We start from the raw sequence: 22,415 nt of genomic DNA, 5'->3' as shown, positions 1-22,415 counted from the left end.
ACAACATCAGCATGGCTGCACCCAACCCGCTAAACGATCAGCAGATACAGCTTGCTTGCAGCACAATCCTGCAAGGTGGCGTTATTGCCTACCCCACTGAGGCTGTGTGGGGTCTCGGATGTGATCCCTGGAATCTCCAGGCGGTCACCCGAATCCTTCAGCTCAAGAACCGGCCGGTTGAGAAAGGCCTGATTCTGGTGGCGGCGTCTGTGGAACAGATCCGGTTCCTGCTGGACCCTCTGCCCGAGCCTCTTCAATTGGCGGCACTGAGCCACTGGCCCGGCCCGGTGACCTGTTTGCTGCCGGACGTGAACCAACAGATTCCAGAGTGGGTGCGTGGCAGTCACAGCTCCATTGCGGTGAGAGTCAGCGAGCACCCTGTGGTTAAAGCTTTGTGTGAAGCTGCGGATATGCCTCTGGTTTCCACCTCCTGCAATCCCGCCGGGGAAGAACCAGCCCGAGATGCAGAGCAGGTGGGCCACTACTTCAAAGATCAGCTTGATCAGATTGTGCCGGGAGCCCTTGGCGGTAACCGGAAACCCAGCCGAATTATTGATATTGTTAGCGGTAAACAGCTTCGTTAGGAGAATTCATGCCACAGCAACCCGATAGCAACGCGGTTAAGCAGTATCTGCTTGAATTGCAGGATGCCATCTGTCAGCGCCTGGAAGCACTGGAAGGTGGTGCAGAGTTTGTACGTGATGCCTGGGATCGCCCGGAGGGCGGCGGCGGTGTGAGCCGGGTCATCAGCGACGGCCGTATTTTTGAAAAGGGCGGGGTTAACTTCTCCCATGTAATGGGTGCGACCATGCCGCCGTCGGCCACTGCCCATCGCCCTCACCTGGCCGGTGCGCCTTGGGAGGCTATGGGTGTCTCCTTGGTGATTCACCCGAATAACCCGTATGTGCCTACATCACACGCCAACGTAAGGTTTTTTATCGCCACGCCGGAAACAGGTGAACCGGTTTACTGGTTTGGCGGTGGTTACGATCTGACGCCCTATTACGGCTTTGATGAGGATTGCGTGCACTGGCACCAAATCGCCAAAGACGCCTGCGCGCCGTTTGGAGAAAATACTTATCAGCGCTACAAAGACTGGTGCGACGATTATTTTTACCTGAAACACCGGGATGAACCCCGGGGAGTCGGCGGGCTGTTTTTTGACGACCACAACACCGGGGATTTCGAGCAGGATTTCGGGCTGATGAAATCCGTGGGCGACAGCTATATTGAAGCTTATGAGCCCATTGTACGGCGCCGCATGGATCAGGCTTACGGTGAGCGTGAGCGGGATTTTCAGCTCTACCGGCGCGGGCGCTATGTGGAATTCAACCTGGTGTACGACCGTGGCACCCTGTTTGGCCTGCAGTCTGGCGGGCGCACAGAATCTATCCTGATGTCGCTGCCACCATTGGTGCGCTGGGATTACAGTCGGGTACCGGAGCCGGGCAGCGAAGAAGCACGCTTGACTGAGCACTTTCTGACCGGGCGCGATTGGCTTGCCGGTAACGCGACGTAAACGAGGTTAGAAATGAGCAACGAGCTTTATGCGGTGGTCGGCCACCCGATCAATCACAGCAAGTCGCCAAGAATCCATAGCCTTTTTGCAAAGCAGACGGGCGAGCCCGTGGAATACACCGCCATTCAGGCGCCTCTGGATTGCTTTGCGGATACGGTGCGCCAGTTTTTTGAAGGTGGCGGCAAGGGTTTAAACGTAACGGTTCCCTTCAAGGAACAGGCGTGGGAACTGGCAGATCAGCGCGCGGCACGAGCGGAAAAAGCCGGTGCGGCCAATACGCTGTATCAGAACAGTGAGGGCCAGTTGGTGGCCGATAATACCGACGGCCAGGGGCTGGTGCAGGACCTTACCGTCAATCATGGTATTCAGCTGAAAAGCGCAAACATACTGATTCTGGGTGCAGGGGGTGCCGTACGTGGCGTATTGGGGCCTTTGCTTGCGCAGCAACCCGCGAGCCTGACGATCGCAAACCGCACAGTGGCCAAAGCTGAGGCACTGGCTACACTGTTTGCAGATGAAGCTAATGATACCAAGCTAAACGCTTGTGGATTTAATGAACCAGATCAATCATTTGATTTGATTATCAACGGTACAAGTGCCAGTTTGCAGGGAGACTTGCCGCCCCTTAACGAGAATGTGATTGCGGCGGATACAGTCGTTTACGACATGATGTATTCTCTGCAGACAACCACGTTTAACCAGTGGGCTCTGGATAATGGAGCCGTTCGGGTATTTGATGGTTTGGGCATGCTGATTGAACAGGCCGCTGAATCCTTCCGTGTGTGGCGGGGAGTGCAGCCAGCCACAGCGCCAGTTATTGATGTATTGCGAAACGACTAAGACAATAACCCGTAAGGGCTATCCATAAATGCTATCCATGAAGGACTATGCATGGACATTCTTACCCTCGTAGGGCTTGTCGCCGGCATTTTGATTGTGATTCTGGCGATGCTGGCCAACGCCTCGCTTCTTACCTTCCTCAATCTGCCGGGGTTGGCCATTGTCATTGGTGGCACCTTTGCCGTCACACTCATAAAATTCCGCATGTCATCGGTGATGAGCGCTTTCCGCTTGGCCATGAGTGCAGCCTTTACCGACAAAGTTGAACGCCCTACCGACCTGATTCGCGAGTCTGGCGAGTTGGCTATGGTTGTACGTAAAGAAGGTATTCTGGGCCTGGAAAATCATCGTACTACCAATGAGTTTCTGCAAAAGGCCATTTACCTGTGCGTAGACGGCCACCCGCCTGAGTTGGTTGAAGAAGCCCTGGCTCAGGAATCCCAACAAATGGCGGAACGCTACGAGGTGGCAGAAAGAGTATTCCGGGGTATAGGCGAGTCGGCACCGGCTATTGGAATGCTGGGCACCCTGGTGGGGCTGGTGCAGATGCTCAACTCCCTGGACGACCCTTCATCCATTGGCCCGGCAATGGCCATTGCCTTGCTGACCACGCTTTATGGAGCCTTTATTGCCCAGTTGATTGCCCTGCCACTGGCGGACAAGCTTCAGCTCAAGGCGGAAGACGAAAGCCGCAACCAGATCCTGATCATCACATCCATGCGCAACATCATGCGCGGGGAAAACCCCAGAGTGATGACCGAACTGCTCTCCTCGTTTGTAACGCCAGAACACCGCAGAGGTTTGGTGCCGGAGCGGGAGGCCTGAGGTTTTGCAATCTATCCGGAACGCCAGAAAGCCCAAGCAGAAAAATCAAACACCTGCGTGGATCGTTACCTTTGCCGATCTTGCCACGCTGCTGCTGACGTTTTTTATTCTGCTGCTGTCTTTTGCGGAAATGGATATCGAAAAATACAAAGCCATGGCCAACTCCATGTCCGTGGCTTTTGGATCTGCGAACGTACTGGGTGACGGCATAGGCGGCTCGCCGATCACCCTGGTGGAATCTGATACTGTCTCCCTGCCCGAACCCACAGAGTCCCAGACCCGGGAACCTGAATTTATTGATGAGCGAGCGCCTGAAACCGCAGACACCGTTATTTCCGGCGGCGTGCTGGATCTGGCCAGTCGCATGATCCGCGAACTTGAAAACGAGGTTGCTTCCGAGGCTTTGGTTGTCAATTACGACCAGAACAAAGTCGTTATCCGGTTCTCGGAAGAGGCCACATTCCGCTCCGGGCAAGCCGATATCAAGCCAGAGATGATCCCCATTATCGAACGGGTGGTCGACGTGCTGGCGGGTTGTACCGGTGATGTACTGGTGTCTGGCTACACCGACGATCGGCCCATATCCAGCAGCCGGTATCGATCCAACTGGGATCTTTCTGCCGCCCGTGCGGTATCTGTGGTGCACGAGCTGGTGTTGAGCAAGCAGGTGCCCGCCGAGCGCGTTGTCGCCGCGGGCCGTGCCGAAACCAACCCCTTGGCTCCGAACGATACGGCGGAAAACCGGGCATTGAACCGCCGCGTGGAAATTGCCATTCGTGATCCGGAGTGCGACGAATCCATCTCAACTGGCAACTTGCCGGTGGAAATCCTGCCCTGAGCATAAATAGAACTAGAGAGGAGAGAGTGAATATGAGCGGCCCTGATAAACCCAAGGTTCTCGACGAAGAGTGGAGCGATGAGCGCGTAAAAAGCCACCTGCCAAGCTCGCCAAAAGAAGAGGGTTCTGACTACACAGCCCTGCTGAAAGCATACCGAGCCATGAGAGCGGAGGATTTTGAACGCTTTGTAGGTTTCTTTGTGGAAGCTGGCGGTGATCTCAACGCCACTGACGAGGCAGGCGAAACCTTCCTGGATCACGTATCCCAGCACCACAAAGGCGCAGACTACGCCCGGGCGCTGGAACAGGCTGGCGCGAAAAAAAGCGCAGCAACCGAGCACTAAGCCTCGGCCAGATACTCATCCTTGAGCTTCACATAGTTGGCCGCCGTGTAGGCAAAAAACGTGCGCTCCTTATCGGTCAAAGCACGCGCCTTCTTGCACGGCGAGCCCACATAAAGGTGCCCGGATTCCAGTGTTTTGCCCGGCGGCACCAAACAACCTGCCGCCACAATCACCTCATCCTCCACCACCGCGCCATCCATAATGATACAGCCCATACCCACCAGCACCCGGCTACCAATAGTGCAGCCATGCAACAAAGCCTTGTGCCCCACGGTGACATCGTCGCCCAAGGTGAGTGGATGACCACCCGGATTAAAATCGCTGGCGTGAGTGATGTGCAACACCGAGCCGTCCTGAATACTGCAACGGTCTCCGATGCGAATTTTATGCATATCACCCCGCACCACGGTCATCGGCCAGATGGAGCAGTCTTTACCGGTTTTGACATCACCGATTACTACCGCACTGGGGTCCACCAGAGTGCGCTCTCCTAAATCTGGCGTGATACCCTTGTGAGAACGTATATTCGTCATTACATATACCTTAGTTGCGTTTGCCCGGAAGTTGGGGGCGGCTGTGTGGAGGCTTTGCCAAAACCGTGCGGAGCCATGGATGGCGGAGCCGAGCCTACATGGACGTATTCATGGCGTGTTTTGGCAAAGCCTCCACACAGACGTCTTCCTCCGATGATTGATATAAATGAAGCTACCTCACATTTGAACAGCTGAGAAGGGGATCCATGAATAACCCGTTACTGACTGACGACTTACTGCCAAAGTTTGACCACGTGCGCACCGAGCACATGGAAACGGCCATTGACCAGATACTCAGCGAAAACCGCGTGAAAATCGCCAGCCTGGCTCAGAATGAAGATCCCTCCTGGGATACCTTGGTTCAGCCCATGCAATCACTTGAAAACAAGCTGAGCAACGCCTGGTCGGTTATCTCGCACCTCAACAGCGTGATGAACAACGACGACCTGCGCAAAGTTTATAAAAACTGCCTGGAAAAGCTCACCGAATACAGCACCGAAGTCAGCCAGAACTCAGCCCTGTGCGAAGCTTACAAAAAGCTCGCAGCCCGGGATGATTTCAGCGAACTGAGCGAAGCCCAACGCAAAGCCGTGGATAACACCCTGCGAGACTTTCACCTTGGCGGCGTGGATCTGCCGGATGATCAGAAAAAGCAGTACGCGGACCTTTCCCGCGAGCTGTCGGAACTGACCAACCGCTTCAGCGACAACGTGCTGGATGCCACCCAGAACTGGTTCAAACACATTACCAATGTAGAAGAACTGGCCGGCATTCCGGAATCTGCCCTTGAAGGCGCCAAGCAGGCTGCCAGCCAGAAAGAACTGGATGGCTACGTGATCACCCTGGATTTCCCCAGCTTCTTCCCGGTTATGACCTACTGTGACAACCGCGAGCTGCGCCACGAAGTCTACGAAGCCTTTGTTACCCGCGCCTCAGACGTAGGGCCAGATGCTGGAACCTGGGACAACACCCAGGTAATGGCCGAAATCCTCAAGCGCCGACACGCATTGGCCAAACTATTGGGCTTCAACAACTACGCCGAGCGGTCACTGGCCAAAAAGATGGCCCGTGATACCGACGAAGTTCTGGGCTTTCTTAATGAGCTGGCGGCCAAATCCAAGCCAGTTGCAGAGAAAGACTATGCCGAGTTGAAGGCCTTCGCTAAAGATGAACACGGCCTGGATGACCTGAAGGCTTGGGACCTTGGCTATTACAGCGAAAAGCTTCGCCAGCAGCGCTATGACATTTCCCCCGAAACCCTTCGCCCCTGGTTTCCTGTGGATAAAGTGGTGCCAGGCTTGTTCCGGGTTGCGGAGAAGCTGTTTGATATACAGATTGAAGCCAAGCCGAACGTAGAAACCTGGCACGAAGATGCCACCGCCTACTGCATCAGCCGCAACGGTGAGCCCATCGCCTGGTTCTACTTTGACCTGTTTGCCCGCCAGGGCAAGCGTGGTGGCGCCTGGATGGCCGATTGCCGGGTACGCTGGCGCGATCAGCGCGGCGCACTGCAATTGCCGGTGGCTTTCCTCACCTGCAACTTTACGCCACCGGTGAACGGCAAACCGTCGTTGCTCACCCACGACGAAGTAACCACCCTGTTCCACGAATTTGGCCATGGCCTGCACCACATGCTTACGCAGGTGGAAGTCATGGACGTATCCGGCATCAACGGTGTCGCCTGGGATGCGGTAGAGCTGCCCAGTCAGTTCCTGGAAAACTGGTGCTGGAACCCTGAGTCTCTGGCCTTGATTGCCAGCCACCACGAAACCGGCGAGCCTTTACCGGAAGACTTGCTGCAGAAGTTGTTGGCGGCCAAAAACTTCCAGTCCGGCATGGCTATGGTGCGACAGTTGGAGTTCTCCCTGTTTGATTTTCGCCTGCATGCGGAATTCACAGAAGAGGCGCCCACCAACCCGCTGCACATGCACCGTACTGTGCGTGATGAAATTGCGGTAGTGGAAGCACCAGAGTTCAACCGCTTCCCGAATGCCTTCTCCCACATCTTCGCTGGCGGTTACGCTGCGGGTTACTACAGCTACAAGTGGGCGGAAGTGCTGGCGGCCGATGCTTTCTCATTGTTTGAGGAAAACGGCATTTTCGATCCTGAAACCGGACGGGCTTTCTTGCAGAACATTCTGGAAAAAGGCGGGTCACAGGAACCAATGGAGCTGTTCAAAGCCTTCCGTGGCCGTGAGCCGCAGGTGGATGCCTTGTTGAAGCAGACCGGCATTACAGACGAAGCGGCCTGATCCAATTCTCTCCGGTGGTTGTTACAGCCACCGGAGACCTATTCTGGAGTTACGTTATGGCGACCCCAAAGCGTTTTATAGCCGGTGCAGTGTGTGCCCGCTGCGCGGAGATGGACAAGATCAAGATGTTTACCGACGATGCCGGTGAGCAGATTCGCGAGTGTGTGGCTTGTGGTTTTACCGATGCCATCTCGGATGTTGAGGTGCCTGAGAATGCTGAACTGGAGACTCGGGTTAATCAGCGTGATAACACTGATGATCATACGGTTAAGCAGGTTGTTTTCTTTAAGGCTGGGTCTGAGGACTAGGGATTAAAGATTAAGGCTTTTAGCCTGCTGGCTTAGCGGGGATCGAGGCCGCGGCGATATATTTTTCTTCTGGGAAAAAAGAACTCGCTGCGCTCAGACATTTTTTTCCCGGCAGAAAAACATCTCCCCACGTCCTCTTGTTCATACTACGAGGGCAACTCGGGTTAAAAGATAAGGACGTTCAAATCGTTCGGTACGGTTTGGATTTCAGATTCTAGATTTCAAATTCCAGACTATGGTTTCTCATATTCGGAGCTGGCAACACTAGAAATACTGACAGGAATGCTTCCCCTCTCTCCATTTTTCCCTAGCGATATCTGTCCTGTGTGCCTAGAGGGTGCGGTGGGTCTTTTCTGGCGGAAAAAAGATGTCTGAGCGCAGCGAGTTCCTTTTTTCCAGAAGAAAAGACCCACCGTGACCTCGTAGCCCCCAAAACCAGCAGGCTACGAGAAAGGAAGGCTAACTCCAAAATTAAAGAACCATAGCAGCCAACCACCCAAACCCAAGCAGGGGTAGGTTATAGTGCAAGAACGTGGGCACTACCGAATCCCAGATGTGGTTGTGCTGGCCGTCTACGTTCAGACCGGCAGTGGGCCCCAAGGTTGAGTCAGAGGCTGGGGAGCCGGCATCACCCAGGGCGCCGGCGGTGCCGACGAGGGCAACGATGGCTAGGGAGCTGAAGCCCATTTCCAGAGCCAGAGGCACGTAGAGAGCGGCGATGATGGGGATGGTGGAGAAGGATGAACCGATGCCCATGGTGATCATCAGGCCTACCAGCAGCATCAGCAGAGCGGCCATGGGCTTGTTGTTGCCGATGATGTCTACAGAGCTTTGTACCAGCGTGGCGATTTCGCCGGTTTCCCGCATTACTTCCGCAAAACCAGACGCAGCGATCATGATGAAGCCGATCATGGCCAGCATTTTCATGCCTTCAGTAAACAGGTCGTCAGCTTCTTTCCACTTAACCACGCCGGAAAGGTTGAACAGCAGGAAGCCTGCCAGAGCACCGAGGATCATGGATTCCAGCCAAAGCTGAACCACGAAGGCCGCCACAATGGCGACAACGGCCATGAACAATGTGCCGGAGCTGTAGGATACATTTACGCGTTCGGTGCGAGTGATAGCTTCCAGATCGTATTCACGGTCGCCGCGGTAGGTGAAGAATACCGCAACCAGCAGGCCGCAGAGCATGCCCAGGGCAGGTAGAGCCATGGCGTGCATAACGCTAAGGCCTTCAGTTTCACCGCCGTTGGTGCTGATTTTGGCCATCAGAATGTCATTCAGGTAAATGCCGCCGAAGCCGATGGGCAGGAACATGTAAGGCGTGATCAAACCGAAGGTGAGCGCACAGGCCACAAGCCGACGGTCCATTTTGAGTTTGGCCATCACGTACAGCATGGGTGGTACAACCAGCGGAATGAACGCGATGTGGATCGGCAATATGTTCTGTGACGACAGGGCAATCAGCACCAGCACACCAATAATCATGTAACGCACGCTTTTAGCCGCAGCGCTGTTTTCCTGTTGGCCGACCATGGCCAGGGTTTTGTCTGCCAGCGCGTGGGCCAGGCCGGATTTGCCTATGGCAACGGCAAAAGCACCGAGGGTGGCGTACGAAAGAGCAACTGTGGCACCGCCGCCCAACCCGTTATTAAAGGCCGCAATGGTGGCTTCAAGGGACAGTCCCGCAATCAGGCCGCCAGATACGGCACCTACGATAAGGGCAACAACAACGTGGATGCGGGCCAAACTCAGCACGAGCATGATCAGCACCGCGGCAACGACGGCATTCATGGGAAAACTCCGAGTACGCGTGGTGGATTATCCGGCCCTCTCGCGAAGGCTGGCATTATGAAAACGCGGTAATGTGCAGTAATTGGCCAGCTGAGTCAAAAGACTTGTGTAACCGTCAGTCCTTATCAATCCGGGCAAAACGCGGAACCTGCTCGCCCGCCACGTTTACCGTTTCCCGGAACATGCTGAGCGGGCGCACCCACAGGCTGTAGTCGCCATACAGGCAGCGATAAACCACCAGCTTCTCTTCGGTTTCGCTGTGACGGGCAATATCGATTACTTCGTAATCCATGCCTTTATAGTGGCGGTAGCGGCCAGGCCGGATCTCGATCTTTTTTTCAGTCATTCTGTGCTCTTCCCTATGGTGGCAGTGGCTCTTGGTGGTTGTTAAAGATGCCTGATGTCCGGGTACATTGGCAAAAGCCGTTTAATCAGCTGATTTTGAGCAGCAGTGGGTATCCGGTTTTTTTCCATAGCCAGAATAAGGTTTTCTGCCAGCGCATTAAACTGAGTCGCTGTGATCCCCATATCCGCATGCAGCTCTCGCATTTCCCGCCCGGTATAGGTGCAAGGACCGCCACTAAGCTCACACAGCTGGTCAGTCAGGTTGCGATGGAACTGGGCAACGTTCATGCCTTTGTACTGATGGTTAATGCGTTCGTCAGCCACAATCAGGTAGAGCAAATCTTCTACCACATCGGCAATCCCGGAGCGTTCACCGAGTTGCATATAAAGGCGGTTATCCGGTTCATGCTGAAGGCTCTGGCAGCCGCCCAGAACAAGCCCTGTTGTGATTAAAAGTGCGGCAATGGTTGTCTTCGTTATGCGCAGGCCCATGATCAGAAACTCCCCTGCAAAGACAGATAAATACCCTGCTGGTCTGCCAGGGTGGCGATATCGCCAAGGTTCACAAATGCAGCTGTGACCGCCAGGCGGCGATCCGGCACCCAGGCAATAAACAAATCCCACCAGTCGTCTTCGCGGGCAAAGCTCAGGTTGTCGGGCTTTTGTCGGTACTCGGCTCCCACCAGCCATTGTCGGTTAATAAATACGCCAACACCGGCTTCTACCATTACTTCATAGCTGTTGTTCAAGTCGCCGCCAAAACCCAGCAACCCGCCCTGATTGGCTCGGGTGCCCCGTAAAGTGCCGTTCACCAGAAGGTTACGGCCAAATACAGCGGCAAAAAATACTTTGGAGCCAGAGAAGTACACATCGGTGCCGTTGTCGTCCCGGGCGCCGATGGCGTTTGGCACGGTGAAATCCCGTTGTCGCTTGTGTTGTACACCCGCTGACCACTGCCCCCAGGGGCTGTAGAGAGCATCGCCAGCCAACCGCACCTTCACACCAAAAATATCCTGGTTTAGTTCATCCTGTTCCAGCCCGAAGCCGTTTTTCAGGGTGAATACCAGGCTGTCCAGATCCAGAGTCTGGCGCGCGATGGTTACTTCAACCCGATTGTTCCAGTTCAAGCCAGCACCAGTAACAGCCAAGCTGTAGTCGTCGACCTCGGCGCGGCTGAGGGCAAGAGTGCCGCCCCACTCTTCGTCACTGGCGTAGCTTCCAAGCATGGCCCAGGGCACCAGGCCGCCGCCCGCGCTGCCTTCTATGGTTGTGACGCCGCCGGTTGCCCAGATGCGGCTACCCACATCGGCCATAACCGCGGGAGAAACCAGAAGCCCAAGAGCCATCAACGGCACAAGCGTTCCGGTCCACAGTTTTTTAATAGGTTGTGCAACAAGGCGCGTCATTAAGAATGCTCCTGAGACATATCGGCCAGCTCGTGCTGGCGCTCCAAAAGACTAGCGGCTGTCTGCATAAGGTCAGCCCTGGAAACCGGGCGGCTAAGGAAAAAGCCCTGGCCTACGTTGCAGCCCCAGGACTGCAGCAGCTTCCAGGTTTCCAGGTTCTCGATACCTTCTGCGACCACCTTCAAGCCAAGGCCGTGGGCCATGTCGATGGTGGATTTCACAATCAACTGGTCCTGAGGTTCAGCGTTCAACTTCAAAACAAAGGATTTGTCGATTTTCAGCTCCTGAACCGGCAGTTTACGTAGCTGGGACAGCGAAGAGTAGCCGGTGCCAAAATCGTCAACGGACAGCGTAACGCCCAGATCCCGCAGGCGATTTAACGTCGCCATGGCTTCTACCGGGTCGTCCATCAGTGCGCTTTCTGTGACCTCAAGCGTGATGCGATCCATGCTGTGGTGCCAGTCTGCGAAGGTTCGGGCTACGCGTTCGGCCAGCCCCGGCCTGGTCAGGTCCATTGCGGAGAGATTAATCGCTACGCCCGCATTCAGACCTTCGTGGAACCAGGCGCGGGCCTCATCGGCCACCCGTTGTAAAATATGATCCGTCAGCTCGTGGATCTGGCCAGACTGTTCTGCCAGAAAGATGAATTCTTCCGGCGAGATAAAGCCCAGCTCCGGATGTATCCAGCGCACCAGTGCTTCTACCTGAAGCAACTTGCCTGTGTGGTTGTCCAGCTTGGGCTGGTAGTTCATGTGCAGGCCATTGTTGCGGATGGCGCTGTGCAGGTCGGAAATCAATTTGAGCTCGCGCAGGTGGTTTTCGTCCTGGCCTGGTTCGTAAAGTGTGATCGCGCTGCCCTGTTGCACGGCTTGCTCGAATGTCAGGTTCACACGGCGCCTCAGCTCATTTGTATTAGACGCGTCGTTGGGCAGTTGCATGGATATCAGGGTGGTACGTAGTGAAAACGGCGTGCTATCAACATTCAGAGGTGATTCCGCGCTGGCGTGCAGGTCCTTCGCTCTTTGATCCAAAGCCTCCGGGCTGCACGCTGGCAGCAATGCCAGAAATTCACCGCCACCGGTTCGTGCGATATGGTGGGCATCGGAGAGTTCGTCCCGCAGCCGTTGCGACAGGCCAAGCAGCACTTTGTCGCCGAATTCAATGCCGAGGGTATCGTTGATGTCTGAAAGATCGTTCACACGCAGCCCTATCAGACTACAAGGTTGTCCTGTCCGGAAGCCTTCCGTCGCCATGTGCATCAAGGCATTACGGTTCCCGAGCCCGGTTACTTCATCATGGGTTGCAGCATGGCGGATTTCGGCTTCGCGCCGGCTGAGCTGGGCCAGGGTATCCCTCAAGGTATCCCGTAGCTGCAGGAGTTCACCGCCGGTTCGGATGTTTGGCGCGTGCGGGTTTAGCCCCTGCCCCACGGCGCGGGCGTACTGGGCAAGCTGCAACACCGGCCTGCCCAGATAGCGTGCCACCAGCAGTGCAAGAACGGTGGCAAACACCATAATCGCCGCCACCAGCAGAGCTATTTCAAGAGCCCGGCTGTAGTAATTCTGCAGGCTGGCTTCCCGGCTGATCATCAGGATAGCCTCAAAGGCACCTTGTCCGGAGGCACCGAGATTGAGTGTACGTGTAAAATAGCGAGCGCTTTCGATGAAATTGTGACCACCTGCCGATTGGAGTAATGCAGGGTCCATGGCGCTGTTGATATCCGATGATGCCGCAAAACTGGTGAAGCCACTTGGGCTGTCTGCGCTTGTGCGGAAAATGATGGAGCTGCCACTGAGCCTGGCAATGATGTCTGCCAAGTCCTGATCAAGCTCGAACCCCGCCACCAACCATGCCCGCAGCCCAGGCGCCTCAACCGGAACAGTCAGTACTTCATAGCCACGCTGGTCAATGGCCAGGAGTGAGCGGCCAGAGCCGTTTTGGCGGGCATTGGTGAGTTGTGAGGGGGCAATGTCCGGCAGATCCCGGCGCAGGGTGGATGCCAGAAGCTCGCCTCGTTGGTCCAGTAATAATGCGAAATCTGCCCCGGCGCGGCCACTATGGTTTTCCAGAGCGCTGCTGAGTGTGGCCGGGTCGCGGCTGGCGATGGCAGAGCGAAAGCCGAAATCACGCACAACCACGTTCAACCGGGAGAGTTCCAGATCGGTGCGACGGGCGATTACTTCGTTGGTCAAACGCTCGGCTATGGTGAGCTGTTCCAGAGCTCTGCTTTTTTCATCTTCGAACAGGTACACCATCAAGAGTGCACCGATCAACAGGCTGACCAGAGCCACCAACGCGACCATGGCTGTAACCAGGCGGCCGCGGAATCCGATGCGGTTAGCCAAGCGGCCCATCAAAGCTCCTGAAAGCGTTTCTGAAGGTGATCCAGAGGGCCATCATGCCGTGGCTCCGGGTCTAGCTCAATGGGGATCGATGTTGCGGAAACGCCCGCCAGACTGGTGACATCGATTTCCCGGATCACCGGCCTTGTGTTGTCTGGCAAACGGGGGTGCCAGATATTCAGGTCAAGTGCGCCGGGTGCCGGAGCGGAGCCAAAATCGAGTAGGAGGCTTACCTCGCCCTGCTCGTTGGTTTGCCCGATGGCGCGGGTGTCTGCCACCACAATGAACGCCTGCATATGGTCGTGAATATTGCAGCCCAGCTCGACAATGCCTGGCTGGTCAAATACAACCGGGGCCTCAGGCTTGCCCGCGTAGAGTTCAAGATTAAAGGGCTTTGCCGGCGAGAAGGAATACACATGGTGCTGAGTGTTGTCCCGGTTCGGGAAGTCTACTTTGGAACCGGTGGGTATGATCAGCACGTGGGGGTGAAACATGCGATCTTTCTGAACCACTTCTGTCTGAATGGGGGCCGCGCGGCTGCTATCTTGCGTGAATACCAGCGCACCTGTTACCGGGCCCGTGCCGTCGGTGATCTGAATTCGTACCGTTAATTCTTCTGCCAGCGCAGGGGTGAACAGCAGGCACCCTGCCAGCAGCAAAACGGTTTGCTTTGTCATGTTGATAAAAACCTTTCAATTGCCCGGAGTTTGCTGCCCGGGTCAGGTCAGGCTGGAGCCCAGCGAAAAGCGGATATGGTTGCGGGTCAGGAGGCTTTCCCAATAACGTCGCATCCAGTTCCAGGCGTCATTGTTCACCTGCTCAATGAAGGGGTCCAGATTAAGTTCATAATAATCCGGTGTGCCGGCAATTTGTAGCACGGTTACGGTGATTGAATCGTCCAGTTCGTTTGCAAAGGGCTCACCAATCAGCTCGTGCACCAAGAGGTTAGCACGAGTTGCTTCTATATCGACAAGCCCACCGTTTCGAATGGAGTGATTGTTTTCATGCATCTCCTCCATCAAGCGGTGGCAAAGATAAGCGCGGATCAGGAGGCCATCGAGGCCATCGTAGTGCAAAAGCAGCACTGATGGCTCGGTGAAATAACCGATGGCGGCTTTCACAAAGGGATCGAATAGCCGAGCAGTACCGGCTTCCCGAGCGCAGGCATCCACACACTCAATAAGCCGCGGAGCCATTTCAATGTATTCAATGACGAACTGGAACAGGCAGGATGCAGGCTGGTAGCCCTCAATGGTGACGGCAGAAGGCAACGCCGCCGCCTTCTGGTGCAACTGCTTCAGAAAGGTTCCAGAGCGAGCTTCCTTGCGTCGCGCTTGGTCAATGATTTCCAGAACTGCCTGTGGAGTCATTTGAGGACATGCCAGTGTCTGAACAAGTTGAGGTCGCAAGGCGCCTCCTGTAACGGGCAGTGGGTAACCGGGCAACTGTGTTGCGGCTGGTTGCCGCCACATACCAACACGAGGCGCCCTTCGTTTCTGACAAGTGTAGACGAGATTTGCTGTGCTGCGATTTTTGGACTGTCAGAAATTGTTAACATTTGCCCACAGCTAAAGGGTGCTGAACCATCGATCATTGCGAGTGTGGGACCAGCATAGCCAGCCCATACTGGCCGCGCGGGCAAGCATAAGACAGATCAGCGAGAACCACAGACCGTGGTTTCCCCAGCCCGTGGTCAGCCACCAAACAGGGGCAAAAACACCCAGTGCAGAAAACAGCATGGTGTTCTGCATATCCCGGGTGCGGGTTGCGCCGATGAACACTCCGTCAAACAGAAAGCCCCAAACAGAAGCAAAGGGTAGTAGCCAGAGCCAGGGCAAGTATTGCCAGGCCGTGGTGCGAACCTCCTCAATGCCGGTCAGCAGTGCAATCAAGCTGCGACCTCCTACTACGAATAGAATGGTCAGTAGCAGAGACCCCCATAAAGACCAGCGCAGCGCACAGCGGAACACCACCAGAAAGCGCCGCCGGCTGTTTCTGCCTACAGCTTCGCCAATCAACGCTTCTGCGGCGTTGGCAAAACCGTCCAGAGCATTGGATATCAGAAGCAGGAAGGTGATCAGCACCGCGTTGGCTGCCAGAATGGTGTCGCCCTGACGGGCCCCTTGAGCGGTGAAAAATGCAAGCACTAACAGCAGTGCTATGGTGCGAACCATGATGTAGCGGTTTACCTGCAATATGGCCAGGTAATCCTTGAGGGTTCCGAACAGCTCCCGGGTCAGCCTTTGCCCATCGGGCATGCGCTGCAACACGATCGCAAAGCCAATGCTGGCAGCACCGTATTCGGCAATTACCGTGGCAATCGCTACACCACGACTGTTCCATCCCAGCACTGTCACGAAGAATACATCCAGCACAATATTCAGGCCGTTGGCCACAATCAGCATGATCATCGGCCCGCGAGCATACTGCGTACCAATCAGCCAGCCCACAAGCGTGTACTGACACAGCACTGCCGGGGCACTCCAGATTCGGATGGCGGCATACTCAGCGGCAAGCTCGGTGACTTCCGGGCTGGCATTCATCAGAGCCAGCCCAATTCGGATCAGCGGTTGATGGCATAGAATCAACAGCAGGCCGATACCCACCGCCAACATCACTGAACGCAAAAGCAGGGCAACCTGGCTGAAGCTGTCGCGCTTGCCCCAGGCTTGGGCGGCCAGCCCGGTAGTGCCCATGCGCATGAAGCCGAAGGTCCAGTACAGGATGGTGAACAGGTTTGCGCCAACCGCCACGGCGCCCAGATATTCCGGGCTTTCCAGATGCCCAAGTACAGCCGTATCCACCAGTCCTAACAAAGGAACGGTGAGATTGGTGAGCATCAATGGCCATGCCAGAGCCCATAAACGCTTGTCTGTAACCGACAGCTTGAGTGCCATATTCGATTTTCTTCTTAAAGGAGTTTGGTTAGTTGTTTTGGGTTTAATGACTTTTTAGTCTTTTTTTGATCTGTGTCTATACTCGATGGTGATGTATCCAAAAGCAGGCTTTCGCTCTGAGTTTTGCTGGTGTATGCGAGCACCGGTTAAGAGCAGAGGGATTACGCAAAATCCGACAAGAATAATACTCTGTGGAGACACAGTATGCGCGTGCACGCTCAGCGGGTAGGTGCCCTTTCAGGCGGTCTATTGTTTCCCGCACTGTCCATGGCGGACTGGACGGTGAACATGACTCCCGGGGTAACCGGTACCAGTAACGATATATTCAACCTACATATGACCATTTTCTGGATCTGCGTTGCCATTGGCGTCGTGGTATTCGGGATTATGTTCTGGTCTATCTTCGCCCATCGCAAGTCCCAGGGGGCAAAACCAGCCAACTTTCATGAGAATACACTGGTTGAGGTTCTTTGGACGATTATACCGCTCGTTATTCTGATCATTATGGCGATTCCTGCCACGGCCACCCTTATTGATATGTATGACACCACCGAATCGGACATTGATATCAAGGTGACCGGTTATCAGTGGAAGTGGCAATACGAATATATCAATGAAGATTTTGGCTACTTTTCCAACCTCACCACACCTTCAGATCAGATAAACAACCGGCAGACCAAGGGCGAGAACTACCTTCTCGAAGTAGACAACCCCATGGTGATTCCGGTGGGTAAGAAGGTTCGTTTCCTGTTGACCGCAAACGACGTAATCCACTCTTGGTGGGTTCCGGATTTTGGCGTTAAGAAAGATGCGATCCCCGGCTTCATTAACGAGGCCTGGACCCGTGTAGACAAGCCAGGCACCTATCGGGGCCAGTGCACAGAACTGTGTGGCAAGGATCATGGCTTTATGCCGGTGGTGGTAAAGGCAGTGCCAGAGGCGGAGTACAACACCTGGGTTGCCGACCAGAAAGCTGCAGCAGAGAAAGAGCGTGAGCTGACCCAGAAAGATTGGACCATGGATGAGTTGATGGAGCGTGGCGAAAAGGCTTACGCGACAGCTTGCGCAGCTTGCCACCAGGTTAATGGTAATGGTGTGCCCCCTGCATTCCCGGCACTCAGAGGCAGCGCAATTGCGACCGGAGACATAGCCGCGCACATCGATGTTGTCGTCAACGGTGTGTCAGGCACGGCAATGCAGGCTTTTGGTGGCCAGCTGAGCGAAGCAGATCTTGCGGCCATCATTACCTACGAGCGTAACGCCTGGGGTAACAAGATGGGTGACATGGTCACACCAAAAGAAATCTTCGATTACAAGAATCAATAGTAATCAACGCCAGATAACAGATATCACCAGCCACAATAATTGGCGGTAACGGGGGTTTTCATGAGTGCGGTTGCAGGTACCCACGCACAAGATCATCATCACGGCCCGGCTCGCGGCATCAGCCGCTGGTTGTTGACCACGAACCACAAAGATATCGGGTCTATGTACCTGATATTCAGCTTCGCCATGTTCCTACTGGGCGGAACCATGGCCATGGTTATCCGGGCAGAGCTGTTCCAGCCCGGGCTGCAGATTGTCCAGCCGGAATTCTTCAACCAGATGACCACGATGCACGGCCTCATTATGGTCTTTGGTGCGGTTATGCCGGCGTTTGTCGGGCTGGCGAACTGGATGATACCGCTGATGATTGGTGCGCCGGATATGGCGCTGCCACGGATGAACAACTGGAGTTTCTGGCTGCTACCCTGCGCCTTCCTGATTCTGGTTTCCACCCTGTTTATGGAAGGCGGTGCACCTAACTTTGGTTGGACCTTCTACGCCCCACTCTCCACCACCTATGGCCCGCCCAGTACAACCTTCTTTATCTTCGCCATCCACATTATGGGTGTATCGTCGATCATGGGCGCGATCAACGTAATTGCCACGGTACTGAACATGCGGGCGCCGGGCATGACGCTGATGAAAATGCCCATGTTCGTATGGACCTGGCTGATCACAGCGTTCTTGCTGATTGCCGTAATGCCGGTGTTGGCGGGTGTGGTCACCATGATGCTGATGGACATCAACTTTGGCACCAGCTTCTTTAATGCGGCTGGCGGCGGCGACCCCGTGTTGTTCCAGCACGTATTCTGGTTCTTCGGGCACCCTGAGGTTTATATAATGATCCTCCCGGCGTTCGGGGCCATCTCCCAGATTATTCCGGCATTTTCCCGTAAGCGCTTGTTTGGCTATGCCTCTATGGTTTATGCCACTGGTGCCATCGCACTCTTGTCGTTCCTTGTGTGGGCACACCACATGTTCACTGTGGGCGTGCCAGTGGCCGGCCAGTTGTTTTTCATGTACGCCACACTGCTGATTGCCGTACCCACGGGAGTTAAGGTGTTTAACTGGGTAGCCACCATGTTCCGGGGCGCGCTTACGTTTGAGGCGCCCATGTTGTTCGCCATCGCCTTCGTGATCCTGTTCTCCATCGGCGGCTTCTCAGGCTTGATGCTGGCGATTGCTCCGGCCGACTTCCAGTATCACGACACCTACTTTGTGGTTGCTCACTTCCACTATGTACTGGTGCCGGGTGCCATCTTCGGTATCTTCGCGTCGGCCTACTTCTGGCTGCCGAAGTGGACGGGCCATATGTATGACGAAACCCTGGCAAAAACCCACTTCTGGTTGTCTTTTGTCGGCATGAACCTGGCGTTCTTCCCGATGCACTTCCTGGGTCTTGCCGGTATGCCGCGCAGGATTCCGGATTACGCACTGCAGTTTGCCGATTTCAATATGGTGTCTAGTGTTGGTGCCTTCATGTTCGGGGCGACCCAGCTACTGTTCCTTCTGATTGTTGTGAAGTGCGCCCGAGGTGGTGAAAAAGCACCTGCCAAGCCTTGGGAAGGCGCTGAAGGCCTGGAGTGGGAGATTCCTTCACCTGCGCCTTATCACACATTCACAACGCCACCCGATGTGAAATAGGAGACTGACGAAAATGGCTGAGCAACCGGCTAACAAAGCTGCCCCCCAGCGCAGTAATTCGCGGGTTGTTGGCTGGTGTATTGCCAGCGTGTTCGGAATGTTCGCTTTTGGCTTTGCGATGGTGCCGCTGTATGACGTCTTCTGTGACATCACTGGCATTAACGGGAAGACCAGCGGCCGTTACGAGTCTACCGAGCAATCAGCGGCAGACATGACCCGGACCGTGAAGGTGCAGTTTCTGGCCCAGAATGGGCCGGGCATGCCATGGATATTCCGGCCGGTTGCACGCAGCGTTGAAGTGCACCCAGGGGAAGCGATCACCGTGAATTTCTATGCCGAAAACCCCACAGATCGAGATATGGTTGGCCAAGCGGTGCCCAGCTTATCGCCCTCGGAGGGCACGCTGTATTTCCACAAAACCGAGTGTTTCTGCTTCAACCAGCAGCCCCTTGCCGCGGGCGAGAATACGGAAATGCCATTGGTGTTTATTGTGGATCAGGATTTGCCAAGCCACATTACCAAGCTGACCCTGTCCTACACACTTTATGATCAGGGTGAGCCACAAGCGACAGTATCAAAGGCAACAAACACAACAATAAACGATAACGGATAAGCCATCGGAGATTGCTATGGCGGATTATCAGAGCTATTACGTTCCCGAACAGAGCAAGTGGCCCATTATTGCTACGGTAGGCCTTGGAGTCATGCTATACGGTGCGGCCTCAATTATGGTCGCCAGCAATCAGGGAGAGAGCACCGGTAGTGCCTGGATGATTTTCTGGGCGGGCATATTGGTTATGATTTACATGCTGTTTGGGTGGTTTGGCAGCGTCATCAAAGAAAGCCGCTCCGGCCTCTATAGCCCACAAATGGATCGGTCATTCCGTTGGGGGATGAGTTGGTTTATTTTCTCGGAAGTCATGTTCTTTGCAGCATTTTTTGGTGCCCTGTTTTATGCCCGAGTGTTCGCAGTGCCCTGGCTCGGGGGTGAGGGCGATCGCGGTAGTTCCAATATGCTCTGGGAAGGCTTCCAGGCTACCTGGCCGTTGATCAACAACCCGGACCCCGAAGCTTTCCCGCCACCAAAGTCTGTTATTGGTGCCTGGGGTTTACCGCTGATAAACACCATTCTTTTTGTTACGTCATCGTTCACCATAACAGTCGCCCACCACGCCATTAAAGCGGATAACAGAAAGAAACTGAAAATCTGGCTGGGGGCAACCATTGCGCTTGCAGTGGTGTTCCTGTTCTTCCAGGCGGAAGAGTACATGCACGCCTATCAAGAGCTTAATCTGACGCTTCAATCAGGCATCTATGGCAGTACCTTTTTCATGCTTACAGGGTTTCACGGCTTTCACGTGATGCTGGGTACTCTGATGCTGATCATTATGTTTATACGCATCCAAAAGGGGCATTTCACCGCAGACAATCACTTCGGTTTTGAAGCGACATCCTGGTATTGGCACTTTGTGGATGTGGTTTGGTTGGGCCTGTTTGTGTTCGTGTATGTCATTTGATGCAACAAGGGTTGGTTCTCAGGGAGTCGGGTGTAAGGTCAGGCTCCCTTGCCAGAGAGACAGAAGAATAACCCCCAGCAGAAGCACGCTCAGGGTTACCCGAACAGCAAGAGAATTCACCACCCGATTGGTTTTGCCACCGTCTTTGATGAGAAAGAAAAGGCCGCTGAAAAGACTGATGATAACGGTGAGCATGAGGAAAATGATAAGGGCTTTGAGCATAAAAGAGTCTCTGTTTTTTGTTCTGATTAAAGCCAGAAACACTATAGCAGACCATGACTGAGGCAAAACAAAAGCTTCGAAAATGGCAGCTAAACTGGCGTTTAATGGTGTTTACGGGCGCATTTTTGCCGTTGTTGGTGGGGCTGGGAATCTGGCAGTTGAACCGGGCGGAAGAAAAGCAGGTTCTGCTGGAGCAATGGCAGCAGGAAGCTCAGAACCTTGATTGGGCAGAGCAAGTAGCCAGTGGGCTGGATAGTGGCAGGCCAATTACGGTTACAGGGCTTTTCGGTGAGCAAAGCTGGCTACTGGACAATCGAACCCGTGATGGCATTGCCGGCTATGAAGTTATTACCGCCTTCCACCCGCTTCGAGGCCCAGCTGTTCTGGTTAACAGAGGGTGGATAGCTGCACCGAGAACGCGGAATCAATTGCCTGATGTGGCTCCCCCTGAAGGTGTCTTCAGCATAAGCGGCCGGTTAAATCCCTATCCGGAGCCGCCCGTACTTTCCACAAAAACAGCGGTTGCAGAAGGCTGGCCACGGCGGATACAGACGCTTCCCGCGCAGGTTGCGAGAGTTGAAATCCCTGAGCTGCCTGATGCTATTATCCGATTGAACAGTAGTGAACAGCCGGGCGCTTACCGTGCAGATTGGGAACCGGACCTCATGGGCCCGCAAACCCATTACGGTTATGCGACTCAATGGTTTGCGCTTGCACTGGTGCTGACTATATTGAGTGTAGTCGCGAGTTATCGAAAGACAGGAAGCAATAATGACAATGACAATGGCTAACGGGTTACCACAGCAAGAAGAAACAGAAGGCCCAACCCCCGAACAGGTTCGCAGGGGGCGGCGCACAGCCATGTTGCTGTTCGCGCTTGGTTTCGGGCCAATGATTTTGGCCACCATCATGTTTTATACCGGTTGGCTGAATCCCGCAGGCCACACCAATCAGGGTGCTCTCATCAGCCCACCAACGCCTGTAGCTGAACTCAACCTTGAAACGCTCTCGGGTGAGCCTCTGGCTAATCGCTTTATCGCCGGCAAGACAGACCCCCAGTGGTTACTGGTGGTTGCGGCTGGAGAGTGTGATAGCCGGTGTGAAGAGCTGCTCTATCTGGCTCGACAAGTGAACATTGCTCTTGGAAAAAATGCTAATCGGGTATCAAGAGCCGCAGTGCTGGGTGATATTACCGGCGATCTGGCAGCGCGGTGGCCCACTGAATACCGGTTGATGGAGCGCTTGCAACCAATGGCCGGAAAAACCACAGCCTGGCCTGCCGGAATCAATCCGGAAAAGGATCCCCGCATTTTGCTGATCGACCCGTTCGGCAATGTGATGATGCACTACGGTTCGGAGAATTCCGGAAAGGATATGCTGAAGGATTTGAAACATCTGCTGAAACTGTCACAGGTTGGCTGAGGCTCAGCTTGGAGGAACACGCTTGAATCATCCATCTACCG

Annotated in this window: 24 protein-coding genes; 14 read left to right on the top strand and 10 right to left on the bottom strand. The window is 54.7% G+C overall.

All coding sequences use genetic code 11. The features are described 5' to 3' along the window. Positions 1 to 11 precede the first annotated feature (11 nt). From FE848_RS04600 to FE848_RS04575, 6 genes are read left to right on the top strand one after another with little or no spacing between them, the layout of a single operon-like run. Positions 12 to 584 (top strand): L-threonylcarbamoyladenylate synthase, encoded by a 573-nt coding sequence (locus FE848_RS04600; RefSeq protein WP_200201570.1) that lies wholly within the window; start codon positions 12 to 14, stop codon positions 582 to 584. An 8-nt stretch (positions 585 to 592) separates the two neighbouring features. Further along, positions 593 to 1,519: an oxygen-dependent coproporphyrinogen oxidase gene (gene hemF, locus FE848_RS04595; RefSeq protein ID WP_200201569.1), complete on the top strand. Its 927-nt coding sequence runs from the start codon at positions 593 to 595 to the stop codon at positions 1,517 to 1,519. 12 nt (positions 1,520 to 1,531) lie between these two features. Further along, positions 1,532 to 2,359, top strand: a complete 828-nt coding sequence (aroE, locus tag FE848_RS04590; RefSeq protein ID WP_200201568.1) for a shikimate dehydrogenase — start codon at positions 1,532 to 1,534, stop codon at positions 2,357 to 2,359. A gap of 51 nt (positions 2,360 to 2,410) precedes the next feature. Next, entirely contained in the window at positions 2,411 to 3,184 is a 774-nt protein-coding gene (locus tag FE848_RS04585) for a motility protein A (protein WP_200201567.1), read from the top strand. Positions 3,185 to 3,188: 4 nt separating this feature from the next. Continuing rightward, complete coding sequence (locus tag FE848_RS04580; protein ID WP_200201566.1) at positions 3,189 to 4,022, top strand: flagellar motor protein MotB; 834 nt, start codon at positions 3,189 to 3,191, stop codon at positions 4,020 to 4,022. A gap of 32 nt (positions 4,023 to 4,054) precedes the next feature. Continuing rightward, on the top strand, positions 4,055 to 4,366 hold the full coding sequence (locus tag FE848_RS04575; protein ID WP_200201565.1) for a PA4642 family protein: 312 nt from the start codon (positions 4,055 to 4,057) through the stop codon (positions 4,364 to 4,366). On the opposite strand, the gene FE848_RS04570 is transcribed toward FE848_RS04575, so the two are convergent. Further along, positions 4,363 to 4,899 carry a gamma carbonic anhydrase family protein gene (locus tag FE848_RS04570; RefSeq protein WP_200201564.1) on the bottom strand — a complete coding sequence of 179 codons (537 nt, stop codon included), beginning with the start codon at positions 4,897 to 4,899 and terminating at the stop codon, positions 4,363 to 4,365. The two genes, FE848_RS04575 and FE848_RS04570, sit on opposite strands and share 4 nt — an antisense overlap. 206 nt (positions 4,900 to 5,105) lie before the next feature. Between FE848_RS04570 and prlC the strand changes: the two genes are divergently transcribed. Next, complete coding sequence (gene prlC / locus FE848_RS04565; RefSeq protein ID WP_200201563.1) at positions 5,106 to 7,151, top strand: oligopeptidase A; 2,046 nt, start codon at positions 5,106 to 5,108, stop codon at positions 7,149 to 7,151. A gap of 56 nt (positions 7,152 to 7,207) precedes the next feature. After that, the gene (locus FE848_RS04560; protein WP_200201562.1) at positions 7,208 to 7,459 is read left to right on the top strand and encodes a YheV family putative zinc ribbon protein; all 252 of its coding nucleotides are present in this window, start codon (positions 7,208 to 7,210) and stop codon (positions 7,457 to 7,459) included. Between the two features lie 471 nt (positions 7,460 to 7,930). On the opposite strand, the gene FE848_RS04555 is transcribed toward FE848_RS04560, so the two are convergent. The 8 genes from FE848_RS04555 to FE848_RS04520 all read right to left on the bottom strand — a co-directional run bounded on the left by FE848_RS04555 (position 7,931) and on the right by FE848_RS04520 (position 16,243). Next, a complete protein-coding gene (locus tag FE848_RS04555) occupies positions 7,931 to 9,253 on the bottom strand; it encodes a Na+/H+ antiporter family protein (protein WP_200201561.1) in 1,323 nt (440 codons plus the stop codon). Between the two features lie 115 nt (positions 9,254 to 9,368). Beyond that, the gene (locus tag FE848_RS04550) at positions 9,369 to 9,599 is read right to left on the bottom strand and encodes a DUF1653 domain-containing protein (RefSeq protein WP_200201560.1); all 231 of its coding nucleotides are present in this window, start codon (positions 9,597 to 9,599) and stop codon (positions 9,369 to 9,371) included. Between the two features lie 41 nt (positions 9,600 to 9,640). Further along, positions 9,641 to 10,090 (bottom strand): group I truncated hemoglobin, encoded by a 450-nt coding sequence (locus FE848_RS04545; RefSeq protein WP_200201559.1) that lies wholly within the window; start codon positions 10,088 to 10,090, stop codon positions 9,641 to 9,643. A 2-nt stretch (positions 10,091 to 10,092) separates the two neighbouring features. After that, positions 10,093 to 10,944 carry a DUF3034 family protein gene (locus FE848_RS04540; protein ID WP_413785006.1) on the bottom strand — a complete coding sequence of 284 codons (852 nt, stop codon included), beginning with the start codon at positions 10,942 to 10,944 and terminating at the stop codon, positions 10,093 to 10,095. A gap of 59 nt (positions 10,945 to 11,003) precedes the next feature. Beyond that, complete coding sequence (locus FE848_RS04535) at positions 11,004 to 13,358, bottom strand: putative bifunctional diguanylate cyclase/phosphodiesterase (protein WP_200201557.1); 2,355 nt, start codon at positions 13,356 to 13,358, stop codon at positions 11,004 to 11,006. Continuing rightward, the gene (locus FE848_RS04530) at positions 13,358 to 14,023 is read right to left on the bottom strand and encodes a methylamine utilization protein (RefSeq protein WP_200201556.1); all 666 of its coding nucleotides are present in this window, start codon (positions 14,021 to 14,023) and stop codon (positions 13,358 to 13,360) included. Before FE848_RS04530 ends, FE848_RS04535 begins: the two co-directional genes overlap by 1 nt. 42 nt (positions 14,024 to 14,065) lie before the next feature. Continuing rightward, positions 14,066 to 14,716 (bottom strand): hypothetical protein, encoded by a 651-nt coding sequence (locus tag FE848_RS04525; RefSeq protein WP_200201688.1) that lies wholly within the window; start codon positions 14,714 to 14,716, stop codon positions 14,066 to 14,068. A 198-nt stretch (positions 14,717 to 14,914) separates the two neighbouring features. Beyond that, positions 14,915 to 16,243 (bottom strand): MATE family efflux transporter, encoded by a 1,329-nt coding sequence (locus FE848_RS04520; RefSeq protein ID WP_200201555.1) that lies wholly within the window; start codon positions 16,241 to 16,243, stop codon positions 14,915 to 14,917. Between the two features lie 204 nt (positions 16,244 to 16,447). On the opposite strand from FE848_RS04520, the gene coxB reads away from it, so the two are divergent. Genes coxB through FE848_RS04500 form a run of 4 tightly spaced genes read left to right on the top strand, consistent with a single transcriptional unit; the run spans position 16,448 to position 20,730 of the window. Beyond that, positions 16,448 to 17,569, top strand: coding sequence for a cytochrome c oxidase subunit II (gene coxB / locus FE848_RS04515; RefSeq protein WP_200201554.1), 1,122 nt, complete (start codon positions 16,448 to 16,450; stop codon positions 17,567 to 17,569). A 60-nt stretch (positions 17,570 to 17,629) separates the two neighbouring features. Beyond that, entirely contained in the window at positions 17,630 to 19,213 is a 1,584-nt protein-coding gene (ctaD, locus tag FE848_RS04510; RefSeq protein WP_200201553.1) for a cytochrome c oxidase subunit I, read from the top strand. Between the two features lie 13 nt (positions 19,214 to 19,226). Further along, positions 19,227 to 19,826 carry a cytochrome c oxidase assembly protein gene (locus FE848_RS04505; protein WP_200201552.1) on the top strand — a complete coding sequence of 200 codons (600 nt, stop codon included), beginning with the start codon at positions 19,227 to 19,229 and terminating at the stop codon, positions 19,824 to 19,826. A gap of 16 nt (positions 19,827 to 19,842) precedes the next feature. Continuing rightward, positions 19,843 to 20,730 carry a cytochrome c oxidase subunit 3 gene (locus FE848_RS04500; RefSeq protein ID WP_200201551.1) on the top strand — a complete coding sequence of 296 codons (888 nt, stop codon included), beginning with the start codon at positions 19,843 to 19,845 and terminating at the stop codon, positions 20,728 to 20,730. A gap of 18 nt (positions 20,731 to 20,748) precedes the next feature. On the opposite strand, the gene FE848_RS04495 is transcribed toward FE848_RS04500, so the two are convergent. After that, positions 20,749 to 20,952 (bottom strand): twin transmembrane helix small protein, encoded by a 204-nt coding sequence (locus FE848_RS04495; RefSeq protein WP_200201550.1) that lies wholly within the window; start codon positions 20,950 to 20,952, stop codon positions 20,749 to 20,751. Positions 20,953 to 21,005: 53 nt separating this feature from the next. Between FE848_RS04495 and FE848_RS04490 the strand changes: the two genes are divergently transcribed. Then, positions 21,006 to 21,743 carry an SURF1 family protein gene (locus tag FE848_RS04490; protein ID WP_200201549.1) on the top strand — a complete coding sequence of 246 codons (738 nt, stop codon included), beginning with the start codon at positions 21,006 to 21,008 and terminating at the stop codon, positions 21,741 to 21,743. After that, positions 21,724 to 22,374, top strand: coding sequence for a hypothetical protein (locus FE848_RS04485; protein ID WP_227715146.1), 651 nt, complete (start codon positions 21,724 to 21,726; stop codon positions 22,372 to 22,374). The genes FE848_RS04490 and FE848_RS04485 overlap by 20 nt, the downstream gene beginning before the upstream one ends. Positions 22,375 to 22,415: the final 41 nt, after the last annotated feature.

Origin of the sequence: Marinobacter sp. 1-3A (genome assembly GCF_016597775.1) — a bacterium.
GTDB lineage: Bacteria > Pseudomonadota > Gammaproteobacteria > Pseudomonadales > Oleiphilaceae > Marinobacter > Marinobacter xiaoshiensis.
The sequence above is the reverse complement of the archived record's forward strand: the minus strand, read 5'-3'. Positions and strand labels throughout refer to the sequence as shown.